The organism is Aeromonas sp. 61P (assembly GCF_051919545.1).
GTDB classification, from domain to species: domain Bacteria; phylum Pseudomonadota; class Gammaproteobacteria; order Enterobacterales; family Aeromonadaceae; genus Aeromonas; species Aeromonas veronii.
Map to the genome: position 1 here is coordinate 4,454,250 of NZ_JBQBEL010000001.1, position 16,286 is coordinate 4,470,535.

The window sequence follows — 16,286 nt, forward strand, 5'->3', positions numbered from 1 at the left end:
GTGGCAAAAGGCGGAGCCCGCCTGAACAGGCTCCGCCATCTTCATCATGGACTCAACCTAGGGGCAGCTTGCCGCCCCGACATCCAGCCAGACGCCGTGCTTGCCCGGCTCGTTGCCTTGAGTCCACCACTTGGCCTTCCACTGACGGCCGTTGTGGTTGGTCAGCTCCCCGCCGTTGTAGGCAACAGCGGCGCTCCAGCCCAGATCAACCTGACTCGCCAGTGCCCACTGATCGGCGGCGCGGCTCGGTTCATTGCCCTGAGTCCAGTACTTGGCACGCCATACCAGCTGGTTGTGGCTCACCTTGTCGCCACCGTTGTAGACCTTGCTGACCTGCCATGCGGGAACATTCGCCGCTTCCGGATCTGTGATGTTGCAAGAGCCGTCGACCACGGGCGCCAGCGTCAGCACGACGCGCCCTTCGCTCTGATGTACCCCGTCCGAGACGCTCACACTCAGCTCATGCTGCTCGCTGGTGGTGACTGCCGGCGGCAGCAGACGCAGGTTGGCGCTGGTCTCGCCCTCCGCCTGCCAGCCCGCCGGGAAGTGCCAGCGGTAGCTGAGCGCATCGCCCTCGGGATCGCTCGCCTCGGCGGTGACGGTCAGCCACTCACCGCCGAGGCCGCCGAGCTGCGCCGGCACGGTCACCACCGGAGGCTGGTTCTCAACCACGCCCTGCTCCAGCGGCCGCCCGTTGACGGTAAAGGAGAGGGTCTGCTGCGGTGGCAACAAGCTCTGCTGTACCAGTGTCTGGCCACGGCACTGGATGGTGGCGCGGCCGGGCTCGCTGGCGGTGGGCAGGTTGATGTGGAACTTGTTCATGACGCTGCTGGCCGCCCGGTGATTGGCCAGCCTGAAGCGCTGCAGACCATCGCGGGTCTCCACCTGCAACTGGCAGTCATTGACTGACAGGGTGTTACTGTCATCCGGATAGGTGAAGCCGTAGGCGCCGTGCAGCGCCGGATAGATGTAGCTGGGCAGGCTCCCCTGCGGGTCGTAATAGCCCACCAGAGTGGTCACCGGCACGCCGAACTGCTCGGGCTTGCGCGCAACCTTGGTATCGATGGGGGAGACCTCCACCCAGCTCTGGCCATCCGAGGTGAAGCTCTTCTTGAAGCCCCGGTTCACCAGCATCTCCTTGCCGTTGATAAAGAGGCGACTGTTGTAACCGGCCCCGTGATCGATGGTCAGACTGCGCCCACGGTTGTCCGCAGAGGCAACCGGCACCCGGATATCACGGGTCCAGCGACCATCCCACATGGCGACCCTGACCAAGCCGTAATCCGCCAGCAGGGCACTCAGTCCGGCCTCGCTCAGGGCATCCATGGGGGCATCGACCTTCTCGATCCCCTCGATTGTGTGCTGATAGGGTTCCATCCTGGCCGTAGCACTGTTCCACTTGCTAAAGCCGGTGGCCGAGTTGGCATCGAACACCGCCTTGCTCTCCAGAAAACGCTGGATGATGGCGGCCGAATTGGGGGTATAGAGGGTGAAACGGTTGGCGCCGGAGAGAGGGCGACCGCCCGCCATCGCATCGTGGCCAAACTTGCGGCCATCGAACGGTGGCTGGCACTGGCCATCCAGACAGGCATCCTCATTGGTGCGGGTCGGCGAGAAGTTGGGGATGAAACGGTGTTTGTCACTGTCCCAGCCCCAGCTGGAGTTGAGCTGATCGGCACTGCGATGAACCGAGCCGCGGAAACCATCCACATAGTGGCCAAGGCCGAAGTTGTGGCCCACCTCGTGGCTGAACTCGTTGCCCAACGAATCATCCAGCGTGACGATGCCACCGCCACCGGAACCTCCGTGCACCTGAACTCCATTGGCATACTTGCCGCGACTGTTGTGCGCCGTCAGCTGGGCCGCAACAAAGGGATGGCTTCCCTCCCCTTCACCGGCACTGCTGTTGATGCCGTAGTTGGCATTGTCGATGCCGTGGGAGATAAGCTCCTTGCCGATGCGCTGACGCATGGTGCCGCCATGCCAGCCCCCTTCGCTCGGGTCAAAGTCGGTCAGCAGGGTGCCGTTGGGCAACATCACCTCAGGCAGGGAGAGCGGTGCATACTGACTGACAATCATCCGGCTGGCCGGGATGGTCTGGAAGTATTCGCGATGGGCCTCCTTGTCATTGGCAAAGGCAAAGCGATCCCGTGGCGTGGTGAGCATGCCGATGTCGATGGTGTGCAGCAGCAGCTCGCCGGGGGCGCCGACCTTGATATCACGCAGTTCACCACTGAGATTGCCCTGACGAACGGAGAGGGTCAGTCCGGGCTGGATCCACTCGGCAGGCAGCTCGCCGCTCCAGGTATCCGCTGCATAGGTGATGCGGTTGTTCTCCAGCTCCCCCTCACGGAACCACTGCCCATTGGCAAACTTGAACTGCAGGGTCTGGCCACGGGAGACGGTCACCTGTCGCTCGCCATAGAAGGCCGTCGAGTTATAACCGGCGCTGGAGCGGATCCGCACCATCTTGCCCTCCAGCTCCGGGCTCACGGGCAGGTAGATATCCCGAACCCAGCGGCCATCGGCGGTCTGGATCTCCACCAGCGCGCGACCAGTCAGCCGTTCCTTGAGGAAGGCGCCGCTCTTGTCGTTCAGTTTGGCCAAATCAGCACTGCTGCTGATGATGGCAGTGGTGCCGCTCTCCGGGATGAAACTCACACCCCCTTCTGGAGCCCCCGCGAGGTGGTAGGCAGTCTCTGGCAGCGCCGATGGCGGCGACAAGGTCAGGGTGCCCAGCAGCTCGCCGCTGCCGTCACGGGCCTCCACCGTCATGGGGGTCACCCCGTCGGCCTGGAGCGGTTTAACCAGCAGCAGGCTCTTGCGCAGGCTGGTCAGGATGGGTTGGCGATCCCCCTCTTTGGGATGGGAAGGCAGGATCTGGCTCTGGGCAAACTGCACGCTGGCAGCCAGGCTACCCGCCAGATCGCTTTGCGGGGTCGTGTCATTGAATATCAGGGGCGAGGTGGTGGCAGACAGGGGGCCAGCCGCCAGGGTTGCCATGATGAGGGCAGCGATTCGGGTCACATTTGTGGTCATTGTCGGGTTCTCGTTCATATTGCTACCGGGAATGAGGAGCATGTCGCCATGCCCCGTCATCGGTGAGGAGGCCTCAGTTACAGCTTGCTGCCCCGATATCCAGCCAGACATCGTGCTTGCCCGGCTCATTGCCTTGAGTCCACCACTTGGCCTTCCACTGATGGCCGTTGTGGTTGGTGAGATCCCCGCCGTTGTAGGCAACGGCTGCGTTCCAGCCCAGATCAACCTGACTCACCAGCGACCACTGATCGGCGGCGCGGCTCGGCTCATTACCCTGAGTCCAGTACTTGGCCTGCCATACCAGCTGGTTGTGGCTCACCTTGTCACCGCCGTTGTAGACCTTGCTGGCCTGCCATGCGGGAACGTTGGCCGCTTCCGGATCTGTGGTGTTGCAGGAGCCACCCTCACCGCCTTCGTTGATTGGCGTGACGGTGAGGCGGGTTGCCGCGTTGGCATCGAGTGCGCCATCGGAGACGGTCACAGAGAGGTCATAACCGGTTTCGACATCCACCGCCGGGCCGGTGACCACCAGGGTGGCGCTGTTCTGGCCGGTCGCCGTGATACCGGCAGGCACTTGCCATTGATAGATCAGCTCGTCGTCGTTGGGGTCGGATGCCTTGGCAGTGATGGTCACCTGCTTGCCCTCTTCCACCTTGACGCTGGCAGGCAAAGTCACCACCGGAGGCAGGTTGGGCTGCGGCGCCTTGTTGGTCACCACCACCTGATCCCTGGCGGTCAGTTGATGGTCATCGGTCACCGTCAGCTCGAACACCAGATTGATGTCGGCGGACACGGCATCGAGTACAACCTGGGCCTTGGCCTGAGTGGCATCAAGCAGAGCAGCCTGCGGGCCGGAGACCTGCTTCCAGCTGTAGGTCAGGGAGCCTTTTTCCGGATCATGGGAGGCTGAGCCATCCAGCGTCAGGGTAGCCGGGCCGGTCACCGCCACATCGCTGCCCGCGTTGGCTACTGGCGGCTTGTTGGCTGGCGGAGTGACCCCTTCACCGTGACCGAGACCTTCATGCATGGCGTTGAGGATGTCGCCGTTGTCGGCATCGATCTCCCAGGAGAAGAGCCCGCCCAGCTTGTTGGCCAGCACGTATTGGCCTTTCGCCTTGACCGAGCGCTCGTCGTCATAGGTGATCAGCTCGCCGGTGGAGGGCTTGAACAGGGTGGCCGCTTCGGCAGTCTCGTCGTAGTTGTACTCCCAGCCTGCGCCCATATGGCTGTTGACGATGTGGCGATAATCCAGCACGCCATCTTCCCAGGTGCCCTTGATCTTGCCGGTGGCGGTGCCGGTGAAGGGATCGTTGCCCTGATAGCCGCTCACCCCTTTCCAGCCGCGACCGTAGGCGGCGGCACCGATCACCAGCTTCTCGGAGTCGACCCCCTGCGCCAGCAGTTGCTGCACCGCTGCATCAGTGTTGTAGCGCTTGTTGGCCGAGCCGTTGGTAGCCTGATAGAGGTTGGCCTGATGACCCAGGGAGGTATTGCTCCAGGCACCGTTGTAGTCGTAACTCATCACGAAGAGGTGGTCCATGTACTGCTGGGCAGCCTTGTAATCCACATCCTCAATCTTGTCGTAACCGGCACCGATGGCGGAGGTGAGCTGATAGGTGCGACCGGTCTCGGCCTCCAGCTCGTCGAGCATGGCGCGCAGATCCTTCATGATCAGCACATAGGTTTCCCCATCTTTGGTCTTGTCCCCCAGATTGGGGTTGGCACCGTCGCCGCCCGGGAACTCATAGTCGATATCGACACCGTCGAAGAACTTCCAGGTCTGCAGGAACTCTTTGACCGAGGCGACGAACACGTCACGCTTGGCCTTGTCATGCATGAAGAAGAAGGGGTCGGAGAGGGTCCAGCCACCGACGGAGGGGAGGATCTTCAGGTCCGGATAGGCCTGCTTGAGGGCCATCAGATTACCGAAGTTGCCCTTGTAGGGCTCATCCCAGGCGACCAGTGACCCCTGCCCTTTTTGCAGCGCGGCCCAGGGATCGTGAATGGCGACCTGGAAATCCTTGCGCCCGGCGCAGGCTCGTTGCAACGCCTGGAAGCTGCCGGCAATCTCTTTGAGGCTGTCGTTGAGGCCATCACCGCCACAGATCGGGGTGAAGCCATAGAGGATATGGGTCAGGTTCTGGGCCGGCAGCTTGTCCACGGTGAAGTTGCGATCATAGACCCCCCACTCCACATAGTAGGTGCCGACCACCTTGCCGGACTTGTTGACGTAAGGCTTGTTGTGCTCCTGCAGGGCAGGCTTGAGCGGTGCGAGGTGGCTGCCGTCGGTATCGGCGACCACGATCTCCTTGGCATCAGACAGGGTACAGCCATCGCCGTTGCACAGCGCGACCTGCATCTGATAGCGGCCCCCCTTGTGCACCTTGAAGGTGGCGGTACCCGCGGCGGAAGAGGGACCTGACCACACCTCCTTGCCATCCAGCAGCACCTTGGCACTCTGGCCGATATCGCCGTTCCAGAGATTCCAGGTGACGGTCACATCGGCGCCATCCTTCACCTTGACCAGCTCGTTATAAGCGGTCGCGGACTGGTTGACTTCGACGATGGCAAACTTGGTGGGGCCCCAACCGATGGCGGGTTTGCCGGGAGCTGCCGCATAAGCGGCGGAGGAGGCGAGCAGGGTGCCGACCATCATGGCCAGCAGTGCAGGTTTTGGACTTAGCATATTGCTTTCCTTTTCGTTATGGGAAAAACGAAAGGGCAACGCAACACGACAGGTGACACAAAAACGGCCACCCCTTGGCAAGGGCAGCCTGCATTCTACTGTGGTGGCCCCGCTATCCTAGGTCGTCTTGACCCTTAGACCGGAAGCTTTGCGTCCCGACTTTTCAATCGGTTTGCCCTTGTCACAACGTTATTTCTGGCGATAAATAATCGCCGATTGACTGTAGGGTAATTCTGATAAGTAAGCAAATCGGACCATTGCCAGCCCACCAGTTACCAACCCCGACAATTACCCACTTTCAAGAAATTAATGTTTAAAAAACAGCCGGATATGCAGACCTAATCTCATCACCTCCAACCAGATACCTCACACCATTTTTTTGATCTGCATCACACCAAATTGAGAAAAATCAATGAGTAAGAACAATATGCGACAAAAGACCCATCTGTATCGCAACTAATGAATTTATAATCGCCGTTTTGCATGGCCAGCAGGTGTCTTCATGCCCAGCGAACTGCCCTCACGCACCCGGTTATCCAGATACGACAAATTTGTTCGTTTGACGATTTATGCCTTGCCACTGGCCGGGATGATCTGGCTTATCAACAGCCTCAATGGCTGGCAAAGGGCGCCGCTTGCCAGCACCTTGCTAGTCCAGAGCTACCTTATCTGCACCTTCTGGCTCTATCGCCACTACCGCTACCATCTGCACCGCCAGTGGCAGCATCTGAGTGAGGCGCTCAAGATCAACGAAACCACCGCCGAACTGGCCCGCAACTCGGCGCAATACCAGACCGAAGAGGCCTTTCTGGAAGATCTGCTCAGACGAGCCGTAATGTTGATCCCGGGGGCCGAAATGGGCTGCCTGATCAAGCTGCTGCCGGGCACAGGCATGTTGAGGTATGAAGCAGCCATCGGCATGGATCTGGTGAAACTGCGGCGGATCAATCTGCCGCTGGAGCACACCTTTCAGTACAAGCTGACTCAGGGGCGTTGCAACAAAACCTTGCTGATCAACGACCTGTCGAAGATAAATGCCACCATGCCCCTGTCCGAACAGGACAGAGAGCTGCTGGTCAACTGCACCGACCTACCCATCCAGGCCACGCTGGCGACCCCGATCCATATCGATGGTCAGCTCTACGGCATGATCAATATGGACAGCAGCAAACGTCATGCCTTTACCCGCTACGACAGCCACCTGATGGCGATCCTGGCGCGAGATATTCGCCACGCCATCACCATCTATCAGCAATCCCGCCGCATCTATCAGCTGGCCAATACCGACCAGCTGACCGGGCTCGCCAATCGCCAGCAATTCGAACTCGCTCTGCAAGCACAGCCGGAAGGCACACTGCTGCTGATCGACATGGATAATCTCAAGCAGCTCAATGACAGCAGTGGTCATTTGGCGGGTGATCAGGCCCTGCGCCTTATCGCAGATGGCATACGCCAGCACTTCGGTCAGGGGGTGATTGCCGCCCGCTTCGGCGGGGATGAGTTTGTGCTGCTCACCACTCTGACACCGACCGATCTGCAACAGGCGATGGCCAGGCTGACCACCATGCTGGCCAGCGCCTCCCCCACTATCTCGTGCAGCATGGGGATGGCCCCCTATCGCGGCGACTTTGCCGCCGCGTTTGCCAGAGCCGATGCCGACATGTATCAACACAAGCGGCACCACAAAGAGCAGCGTGCGGCACAGATGCCAGCTATCGGGGAGAGCATTAATCACTAGCCCGGAAGGGCTGCTTTGCAGGCACAAAAGAGAAGCTGGGTGGGGAAACCGATTGGCAGACCCGCAAGAATGTGGCGAAGCGGGGAGAAAAAACGGGGCATGACCGGCATGCCCCGCCACCATTCAATGCTTATTTACAGCTGGCGGCTCCCACATCCTGCCAGACGTCGTGTTTGCCGGGCTCATTACCCTTGGTCCAGTACTGCGCCTTCCACTGACGGCCGTTATGGGTGGTGATCTCGCCACCGTTGTAGGCCACATTGGCATCCCAACCCAGTTGCACCTTGCTCACCAACAGCCACTGATCTGCGGTGCGGCTCGGCTCGTTGCCCTGGGTCCAGTACTTGGCCTGCCATACCAGCTGGTTATGGCTCACCTTGTCGCCGCTGTTATAGGTGCTGGCCGCTTTCCAGACTGGCCAGTTGGCCGCATCCGGATCGGTCGCCGTGCAACCACCGCCGCTGCTGGCCGGTTTGACCGTCAGACGGGTTGCCGCACTGGCATCCAGCCCGCCGTCGGAGACGGTGACGCTCAGGTCATAGCCGGTGTCGCTGGTGACGTTCGGGCCGGTGACCACCAGAGTGGCGCTGTTCTGACCCGTCGCGGTGATGCCTGCCGGCACGCTCCACTGATAGGTCAACGGATCACCGTTCGGATCGGAGGCGGTCGCCTTGATGGTCACCTGCTTGCCCGCCTCCACAGAGGCCGTGGCAGGTAGACTCACCACCGGCGCCAGATTGGCCTGCGGCGCCTTGTTGGTCACCACCACCTGATCCTTGGCACTCAACTGCTGGTCATCGGTCACTGTCAGCTCGAACACCAGATTGATGTCGGCGGACACGGCATCGAGTACAACACGGGCCTTGGCCTGAGTGGCATCGAGCAAGCCAGCCTGCGGCCCGGAGATCTGCTTCCAGCTGTAGCTGAGCGCGCTATTTTCCGGATCGTGGGAGGCCGAACCATCCAGCGTCACCTCGGTCGGACCGGTCACCTTGAGGTCACTGCCCGCGTTGGCCAATGGCGGCTTGTTGGCTGGTGGAGTCGTCCCCTCGCCGTGGCCCAGCCCTTCATGCATGGCATTGAGGATGTCGCCATTGTCGGCGTCGATCTCCCATGAGAAGAGGCCCCCCAGCTTGTTGGCCAGCACATACTGCCCCTTGGCCTTGACCGAGCGCTCGTTGTCATAGGTGATGAGATCGCCGGTCGAAGCCTTGAACAGATAGGGCGCCTCGGCCACCTCGTCGTAGCCCTTCTCCCAGCCAGCCCCCATCCGGTTGTTGACGATGTCGCGGTAATCCACCACCCCGTCCTCCCAGGTGCCTTTCACCTTGCCGGTCGCCTTGCCGGTGAAGGGGTTGTTGCCCTGATAACCGCTCACGCCAGTCCAGCCACGGCCATACATGGCGGCCCCGACCACCAGCTTGCCCGGTTCAACCCCCTGCGCCAGCAGCTGATTGACCGCCTTGTCGGTGGTGTACTTGGTTGCGGGGTCCCAGCTCGCTGCATAGAGGTTGGTCTGGTGGCCCAGCTCGGTGTTGCTCCATGCACCGTTGTAGTCGTAGGTCATCATGAAGATGTGGTCCATGTAGGGCTGGGCCGCCTTGTAGTCCACATCCTGGATCTTGTCGCCCCCCGCCCCGATGGCCGAGGTGAGCTCATACTGGCGACCGGTCTCGGCCTCCAGCTCGTCGAGCATGGCCCGCAGCTCCTTCATCAGGGCCACATAGGTGGCACCATCGCTCGGGCTGCCCAGTTTCGGGTTGGCCCCCTGTCCGCCCGGGTACTCCCAGTCGATATCCACACCGTCGAAGAACTTCCAGGTCTGCAGGAACTCTTTCACCGAGCCGACAAACACATCGCGCTTGGTTTTGTCACCGAGGAAGTAGAAGGGGTCGGAGAGGGTCCAGCCGCCGACCGAGGGGAGGATCTTGAGGTTCGGATAGGCCTGCTTGAGCGCCATCAGGGCGCCAAAGTTGCCCTTGTAGGGCTCATCATGGGCAGTGAGGTTGCCTTGCGGCATCTGGATGGCGGCCCAGGGATCGTGCATCGCCACCTTGAAGTCGGCGCGACCGGCACACGCCCGTTGCAGCGCCTGGAAGCTCCCTTCGATCTCCTTGAGGCTGTCGTTGAGGCCATCCCCGCCGCAGATGGGGGTGAAACCATAGAGGATATGGGTCAGGTTCTGGGCCGGGATCTTCTCCACCGTAAACTTGCGGCCATAGACCCCCCACTCCACATAGTAAGTCCCCACCACCTTGCCGGACTTGTTGGCGTAGGGCTTGTTGTTCTCCTGCAGCGGCGCCTTGAGTGGCGCCAGATGGCTGCCATCGGTATCGGCGACCACGATCTCCTTGGCATCAGAGAGGGTACAGCCATCGGCGTTGCACAGCGCCACCTGCATCTGGTAGCGCCCCCCTTTCTTCACCTTGAATTTGGCGCTGCCCGCCGCGGCCGAGGGGCCGGACCACACCTCCTGACCATTGAGCAGCACCTTGGCACTCTGTCCCAGATCGCCGCTCCAGAGGTTCCAGTTCACCTCCACATCGGCGGCATCCTTTACCTTGACCAGATTGTTGTAGGCAGTGGCCGCCTGATCGACTTCAACGATGGAAAACTTGGTGGGGCCCCATCCGATGGTCGGCTTGCCGGGCGCCGCAGCATAAGCGGACGAGGCGCAGCACAGACCGACCGCGAGGGCCAGCATGGTAGGCTTTGGACTTAGCATTTTTATATTTCCCTATTTCGTTATGTTGGCAACGAAAAGGGCTACGCCCTGACAGGTAACGCAGACGGCAGTGCGGCCTCTTGGCAAAGGTGCACAACAACCTGTGGTGGCCCCGCTATCTCAAGTACGGCTCATCCCTGGACCGGAAGCTTTGCGTCCCGATCTTGCGATCGGTTTGCCCTTCGGTTACTTCATTTGCGATGCAAAAAATCGCATCCCGACTATAGAGTGAGCCAATCCGGTCTGCCACTGTCGGCGTTCACCGACAGTGGCAAGCCAAAAGAGTAACTGGCAGCCATTACGCAGGAAGATGAAGAGATCTTCGCCAATAAATCTCTGTTTTCAGCATTTATCCATGACCAGGGTCCACGGGATCATTGCACGGTTTTGTGAGCAGGTTCACGGCTAGCAGCCCCGGCTGCGGCTAGCGCAGCAGCAGACTGTTCATCAGGGCCCGCAGTTTGAGTGGTTTGACCGGTTTGCTGATGTAGCCATACCCCCGCTCGCGGATCTGCGCCTGCAACTCGCTCTTGCGATCGGCACTGATGATGATGCCTCCCAGCTCGTCGCCACACACTCGTTGCAGGGCAGCGAGCGCCTCCAACCCGGTCTTGCCGTCGTCGAGGTGGTAGTCAGAGAGCACCAGTCTCGGCACAAACCCTTGTGCCACCAGCTCCTCGGCTTCGGCCAGATCGACGGCGCAGCGCACCTCGCAGCCCCAACGGCCGAGCAGGGTGTTCATGGCGGTCAGAATGTCCCGCTCGTTGTCGATGCAGAGCACTGCTACACCTTCCAGCTGGCTGTCGCGCGCCACTGGCGCCGCCCACTGATGGGCCGTGACCGGCCGGGTCGCCAGATTGAGGGTCACCGCAAAGACCGACCCCTTGCCCGGCCAGCTCTGCAATGTGAGCTGATGACCGAGCACCAGCGAGATGCCGCGGGCGATGGCAAGCCCCAGACCCAGCCCCTGCTCCTTGGCGGTACGGGAGTGATCGAGACGGGAGAACTCGTCGAAAATCGCCTCCTGCTTGTCTTGCGGGATGCCGGGGCCGTTGTCCCATACCTCGATGCGGACCTTCTCACCCATCCGGCGGCAACCAAGCAGCACCCGGCCCCCCGGGTTGTAGCGAAACGCATTGGTGAGGAAGTTCTGCAGCACCCGGCGCAGCAGCCGCACATCGCTGTGCACCGCGTGCTTGCTCTCCACCACCGAGAAGTGGATCCCCCCCGCCTGGGCCAGCACGCCAAACTCCGCCTTGAGGTTGTCGAGCAGATCGCGCAGGGCAAAGTCGAGCTTCTTGGCCTTGAACTTGCCCGCTTCGAGCCGCGAGATATCGAGCAAATCGGTGATGAGATCCTCGGTCGCCCCCAGCGCATCATCGATATGGCGGGCGATGCGGGCCTGCTCGCCAGCATCGGGCAACATCTCCAGCAGTGAGGAGGTAAACAGCTTGGCGGCATTAAGGGGTTGGGTCAGATCGTGGCTAACCGCCGCCAGAAAACGGCTCTTGGATTGATTGGCCCGCTCCACCTGCTGGTTCACCAGCAGCAGTTGGCGGTTGAGTTCGGAGAGCTCACGGGTACGCTCGGCCACCCGTGCCTCCAGATGTTCGTTCGCTTCGCGCAGCACCCGCTCCGCATCGCGAAACGGCGTGATGTCGGTAAAGGTCATAACGAAACCGCCGGCGGGCATGGGGTTGCCCTGCATCTCGATCACCCGCCCGTCCGGGCGCTCCCGCGCCGAGATATGGGCGCTGCCCCGCTTCATAAAGGCGACCCGCCGCGCCACATGATCCTCGATATCGCCGGTGCCACAGAGCCCCTGCTGGGCGTTGTAGCGGATGATCTCCTCGATGGGACGCCCTGCCTGAATAAGCCCCGGCGGATAGTGGAACAGCTCGATGTAGCGGCGGTTCCAGGCCACCAGCCTAAGCTCCCTGTCCACCACCGAAATCCCCTGCCCGATATGCTCGATCGCCCCCTGCAGCAGGCCGCGGTTGAAGCGAAACACGTCGGAGGCCTCATCGACTATGGTGGCGATCTCCTCGAGCTGCATGTTGCGCCCCTGCAGGGCAGAGGCAAGCACCAACCGCGCCGACGAGGTGCCAAACACCCCCGCCAGCAGCCGCTCGGTGTGGGCAATCAGTTCGGCCGAGGCCTGCATCTGGGGCGCCAGGGTGCCGCCCCGCTCACCGGCGAAACGACCAAAGGCGCGTTTGACCCGGCTTGAACCGACAAAGCGGGCCGCCAGCATCTCCAGCTCCTTGACCGAGACCCGCGCCTGATAGAGGGCGGCGGTATCGCGGCTCGGCTTGCCGACGAAGTTGGCCGCCTGCAGCCGCTCGCTCACCGCAGGGCGCGACAACAAGGAACCGGCCACATAGCCGAGCAGGTTGAAGAGCAGGCTCAGGAAGATGCACCAGGCCCCGAGACTCAGCTCGCGAAACGCAGGCCAGTCCGGCGGCGCCAGCAGCTCAGCCAGCGGTGAACCGGCCAACAGCCCGCTCTCCACCAGCAGGGTGACGAACCAGAGACTCACCCCAAGGAAGAGACCGAGATAGACCCCCTTGCGATTGCCGTGACGCCAGTAGAGACCGAGCAGCAGGGCCGGCGCAAACTGGGCCACCGCGCCAAAGGAGAGGTAACCGATGCGCGACAAGCTGGTGAGATCGCCGAGCCAAAGGTAGAGCCCCCAGGCCGCCAGCAAGATCAGCAGGATGGCGCCACGGCGCACCTGCAACAGCAGCCGTACCAGCCGCTCGTCACGCCCCTGCCGCCAGAAGCGGCGCAGCAGCACCGGCAGCACCAGATCGTTGCTCACCATTATCGCCAGTGCGATGGTGCAGACGATCACCATGCCGGTGGCCGCCGAGGTGCCGCCGAGAAACGCCAGCATCGCCATGCCATCGAACCCGAGGGCCATCGGCAAACTGATCACATAGGTGTCGGAGGCCATGTCGGCCCCCACCCACTGCTTGCCCGCCAGCGCCAGCGGCCAGATAAAGAGCCCCATCACGAACAGGTAGAGCGGGAAGATCCAGCGCGCCCAGTGCAGGTCCTGCCCCTGATTGTTCTCCACCACAGTCACATGAAACTGGCGCGGCAGGCAGATGACGGCGCACATCGCCAGCACCGTATAGATGGCAAGCTCCAGCAGGTTGCCGGGGCTCACCGCCACCACCTGCGCAAAAAAGTCACGGGTCACCTGTTCGTGAGCCTCGCCCGGTTTGCTCAGGATCAGCCAGAGGGCAAAGCCCCCCACCGCGATAAAGGCCAGCAATTTGACCACCGACTCGAAAGCGATGGCCACCACCATCCCCCTGTGGTGCTCGGTGGCATCGAGATGGCGGGTACCGAACAGGATGCTGAACAGCGCCAGCAGCAGAGTAACCCCGAGCGCCAACTCGCTGGTATTGCTGGTCGGGCTGATGCCGCCGCTGTTGACCATCAGCAGATCCAGCCCGGTGACGATGGCTTTAAGCTGCAACACCAGATAGGGGAGGATCCCCATGATGGCGATGAGGGCGATCACCATGGCGAGCCGCTGGGATTTGCCGTAACGGGCGGCGATAAAGTCTGCGATGGAGGTGATGTGCTCGCGCTTGGCCACCAGAATAAGGCGGGCCAGCAGCCGCCAGCCAAACAGAAAGACCAGCATGGGGCCAAGGTAGATGGGTACTGGTGACCAGGGGGATTCACTCGCCTGCCCCACGGTGCCGAAGAAGGTCCAGGAGGTGCAGTAGACCGCCAGCGACAGGCTGTAGAGCAGCGGTTGCCCCTTGAGACGGTGCCGTTTGTGCTTGTCTGCCACGAAGGCGATCAGAAACAGCAGCCCCAGATAGGTGAGCGACAATCCGATCAGCAGCCATCCCTGGTGCATCGATAACTCCTTGTCCATGTTGAGTTTTTGTATACAACCTCGCCAGTCTAGAGAGGCTGCAGCCAAAAGTCATCCCCTTCGGACAGATTGAAATTATCGTTTTTCAATAAGTTTTATCTTGACTGTATATCGTAAAACAATAAACATTGCCGATGTAAATATTGATAAACGATAAACTTTACCTTTCAGATAAAACCATCACAGTGAGGAATGAGATGATCTCCAACAAACTCGAACGCTCGAGCATGCTGATCGAATGGCTGCTACTGTTGGCACTGCTGGCTACCCCTTTGATCACTTTGCTGGAGGTGTGGACTCCCTTCGGTGGCGCCGATTTTCTGCAGGATAAACTCAACACCATCTTGAGCCGCCCCGGCATCAATCCTGCCGACTATCCCCTTCACTTCTCCACCCGGCTGCTAGGCACCCTGGTACAGCTGTTGCCGGATCTGGTCTTTATGATGATGCTCTGGCAACTGCGTCAGCTGTTTCGCGGCTACCGCGCCGGTCTGCTCTTCACCTTCGAGCAGATCCGCCGCTACCGCCAGATCGGACTGCTCCTCTGTGCAACCTTCCTGGTCGAGTTGATCCTGACCCCCTTGCTGGATACGGTGCTCACCATGAGAGGCCCGGAAGTACTCGGTACCATAGCGCTGAGTACCTCCGATTTCCGGGTACTGCTGGCGGGACTGATCGTACTGGCGCTGGCACTGGTCATGCGCGAGGCAAAACTGCTGGCTGATGAACAGCAACTGACGGTGTGAGGAACGTATGCCCATTATCATCCGCCTCGATGCCCTGCTGGCAGAGCGCAAAATGACCGCCCGCGAGCTGGCCCAGCGCATCGACATCACCGAGGCCAACCTCTCGATCCTCAAGAATGGCCACGCCAAGGCGGTGCGCTTCTCCACCCTGGAGGCCATCTGCCGTGAACTCAAATGCCAGCCCGGCGATCTGCTGGGCTACGAGCAGGAGCGCTAACCCCCTTATGAGTCGTCATATCACCCTGTTTGCCCTGTGGCTGCTGCCGCTGTGGGCCTGCGCTGGCAATGACGCGAACGGCCCCCGCTACCTTATCGAGCAGGGCGCCAGCGCTAATGTGCTGCAAGTGCGCCTCACCATGCAGGGCAAGCCCCCTTTTATCCTGCTCCCCGCCCGCCAGTTGCCGGGCAGTGTCGCGCCGGTTTCCCCCGCGCTGATCTGCCTTGCAGACAACCAGCCGGTTGCCCTCAACCAGCCCTTCTCTTGCAAAGAGATCGGCTGGCAGATCACGCTCACACCGGCTCCGACAGTGGGTGCTGATGCCTCGGCCCAACAGTCGCTTCTGTTCGCTCCCAACCAGTGGCTATTGACCGAATGGGGTAACTTTGTGCGCCAGATGGGGAACCACCGAGGGGAGGTCTGTCTGCCGGATGGCAGCTGCCAACCACTGCCGGATGTCAACCAGCCGCCGTTGATCCTGTCGTTTGGTCTGGACACAGTGCCCGTCACCAAGCCGGATCCGCGGCTGGTGCTGAGCCATGACGAGACCGCCAATCAGCTCGATCTGCCGACCTTGCAGCAGCAACTGAATGAGATCATCGACTATCTGGCCTTCCAGCTTGATGTGGATCCGCCCACTCATCCATGGCAACTGGTGTGGCTGGGGCGGGATGTGGCAACCCGCTCCCTCGGCGGTGCCGCCGGAGATCAGGTGTTTGTCGCCAACTACCCCACCCAGGCTGGCAAACCGACGCCACAGGCCCCCTTGCGCCTGCTGCGCACCTCGGCCCACGAGGCGGTGCATATCCTCAGCGCTCACCGCGCAGCTCCACAGCCCACCTGGGTCAACGAAAGCCTCGCCGAGTACCTCGCCATCAAGGCGCTGCGCCGCTTTCGGCTGCATCAGGTCACGGCGGTCAACGAGCTGGCCGAGCGGGGCAAACTGCTACCTCATAGCGAGAGCGGCCTCTATCGGGCAGCTCGCGAGGTGCTGGCGGGCGATCACTCCTACTACCCGCTCTTTTACGTCAAGGGGAGCGCCTTCTGGGAAGCGCTGGAGCGGGAGCTGCAGCACAATGACGTGACGCTGGCGCAACTGCTGCCCCAACTGGGCTGGCAGCCGGATGGCCGCTTTGATGCCGCCTCCAATGAGCTGCTTGCCGGCACCATCGGCTCGGACACCTGGCGCCGCCTCAGCCGCCTCTATCTGGGCGAGCAGCAGTAACGCCGCAAACCG

General features: G+C 61.4%; 8 protein-coding genes and 2 riboswitches. Of the genes, 4 read left to right on the plus strand and 4 right to left on the minus strand.

Translation table 11 applies throughout. The features are described 5' to 3' along the window. Positions 1-57 precede the first annotated feature (57 nt). Positions 58-3,039: a M66 family metalloprotease gene (locus ACTG2O_RS20645; protein ID WP_439976571.1), complete on the minus strand. Its 2,982-nt coding sequence runs from the start codon at positions 3,037-3,039 to the stop codon at positions 58-60. A gap of 73 nt (positions 3,040-3,112) precedes the next feature. Next, complete coding sequence (locus ACTG2O_RS20650; RefSeq protein ID WP_236285491.1) at positions 3,113-5,725, minus strand: glycosyl hydrolase family 18 protein; 2,613 nt, start codon at positions 5,723-5,725, stop codon at positions 3,113-3,115. A gap of 99 nt (positions 5,726-5,824) precedes the next feature. After that, positions 5,825-5,912: riboswitch (cyclic di-GMP riboswitch) on the minus strand. 315 nt (positions 5,913-6,227) lie between these two features. Here ACTG2O_RS20650 and ACTG2O_RS20655 point away from each other — a divergent pair. Continuing rightward, positions 6,228-7,463 (plus strand): sensor domain-containing diguanylate cyclase, encoded by a 1,236-nt coding sequence (locus tag ACTG2O_RS20655; protein ID WP_019446324.1) that lies wholly within the window; start codon positions 6,228-6,230, stop codon positions 7,461-7,463. A 130-nt stretch (positions 7,464-7,593) separates the two neighbouring features. Here ACTG2O_RS20655 and ACTG2O_RS20660 read toward each other — a convergent pair whose 3' ends face one another. After that, positions 7,594-10,188 carry a glycosyl hydrolase family 18 protein gene (locus ACTG2O_RS20660; protein WP_439976572.1) on the minus strand — a complete coding sequence of 865 codons (2,595 nt, stop codon included), beginning with the start codon at positions 10,186-10,188 and terminating at the stop codon, positions 7,594-7,596. A gap of 102 nt (positions 10,189-10,290) precedes the next feature. Then, positions 10,291-10,378, minus strand: a riboswitch (cyclic di-GMP riboswitch). Positions 10,379-10,612: 234 nt separating this feature from the next. Beyond that, a complete protein-coding gene (locus ACTG2O_RS20665; RefSeq protein WP_439976573.1) occupies positions 10,613-14,068 on the minus strand; it encodes a hybrid sensor histidine kinase/response regulator in 3,456 nt (1,151 codons plus the stop codon). A gap of 215 nt (positions 14,069-14,283) precedes the next feature. Between ACTG2O_RS20665 and ACTG2O_RS20670 the strand changes: the two genes are divergently transcribed. From ACTG2O_RS20670 to ACTG2O_RS20680, 3 genes are read left to right on the plus strand one after another with little or no spacing between them, the layout of a single operon-like run. Next, entirely contained in the window at positions 14,284-14,832 is a 549-nt protein-coding gene (locus ACTG2O_RS20670; protein ID WP_042056429.1) for a DUF2975 domain-containing protein, read from the plus strand. 7 nt (positions 14,833-14,839) lie between these two features. Then, positions 14,840-15,049 carry a helix-turn-helix domain-containing protein gene (locus ACTG2O_RS20675; RefSeq protein WP_005335250.1) on the plus strand — a complete coding sequence of 70 codons (210 nt, stop codon included), beginning with the start codon at positions 14,840-14,842 and terminating at the stop codon, positions 15,047-15,049. A gap of 7 nt (positions 15,050-15,056) precedes the next feature. After that, complete coding sequence (locus tag ACTG2O_RS20680) at positions 15,057-16,274, plus strand: hypothetical protein (RefSeq protein ID WP_439976574.1); 1,218 nt, start codon at positions 15,057-15,059, stop codon at positions 16,272-16,274. Positions 16,275-16,286: the final 12 nt, after the last annotated feature.

What these genes read in the sequence shown, in the direction of transcription:
- ACTG2O_RS20655 (WP_019446324.1), top strand. Translation starts at nt 6,228, where the DNA reads ATGCCCAGCGAACTGCCCTCACGCACCCGGTTATCCAGATACGACAAA.
- ACTG2O_RS20680 (WP_439976574.1), top strand. Translation starts at nt 15,057, where the DNA reads ATGAGTCGTCATATCACCCTGTTTGCCCTGTGGCTGCTGCCGCTGTGG.
- ACTG2O_RS20670 (WP_042056429.1), top strand. Translation starts at nt 14,284, where the DNA reads ATGATCTCCAACAAACTCGAACGCTCGAGCATGCTGATCGAATGGCTG.
- ACTG2O_RS20650 (WP_236285491.1), bottom strand. Translation starts at nt 5,725, where the DNA reads ATGCTAAGTCCAAAACCTGCACTGCTGGCCATGATGGTCGGCACCCTG.
- ACTG2O_RS20675 (WP_005335250.1), top strand. Translation starts at nt 14,840, where the DNA reads ATGCCCATTATCATCCGCCTCGATGCCCTGCTGGCAGAGCGCAAAATG.
- ACTG2O_RS20665 (WP_439976573.1), bottom strand. Translation starts at nt 14,068, where the DNA reads ATGCACCAGGGATGGCTGCTGATCGGATTGTCGCTCACCTATCTGGGG.
- ACTG2O_RS20645 (WP_439976571.1), bottom strand. Translation starts at nt 3,039, where the DNA reads ATGACCACAAATGTGACCCGAATCGCTGCCCTCATCATGGCAACCCTG.
- ACTG2O_RS20660 (WP_439976572.1), bottom strand. Translation starts at nt 10,188, where the DNA reads ATGCTAAGTCCAAAGCCTACCATGCTGGCCCTCGCGGTCGGTCTGTGC.